This is a genomic window from Enterobacter sp. SCRI0065, from assembly GCF_059766475.1.
Genome location: NZ_JCBAJB010000041.1, coordinates 1 through 407, shown reverse-complemented (window position 1 = coordinate 407; position 407 = coordinate 1). Strand labels below are relative to the sequence as shown.

At 53.8% G+C, this 407-nt stretch carries 1 protein-coding gene; it reads right to left on the bottom strand.

Features of this window, described 5'->3' with window-relative positions; genetic code table 11:
* A partial coding sequence (locus tag AC6EMZ_RS23325; RefSeq protein WP_498405188.1) for a GH36-type glycosyl hydrolase domain-containing protein occupies positions 1–407 on the bottom strand: 407 nt, incomplete at both ends.

Below are 407 nucleotides of genomic sequence, written 5' to 3'. Positions count from 1 at the left end.
GACCAGCTTTGCGCAATGGCATCAATCCGACAGTCCTGCGAGCCTTTAGAACCCAGAGGTGTGCCATCATCAAAATATCCCCGCCGATACCATTCGCCATCCCAGGCGGAGGTCTCAAGATTTTTTTGCAACTGCAGCGCCTGAGAACGACACATCAACGCGACACTGGCGTCCTGCTGCTGTTCTGCGAGCGTAGCGAATCGCTGTAAAATATCGTACAGGAAGAACCCCAGCCAGACGCTTTCGCCTCTGCCTTCAATGCCGACCTGGTTCATACCATCATTCCAGTCACCCGCCCCCATAAGTGGCAGCCCATGCTGTCCAAACCGCAACCCATGTTGAATCGCTTTTACGCAGTGCAGCCACAACGTCTCTTCGATGTTGCTGATGACGGGAGAATCATAGAC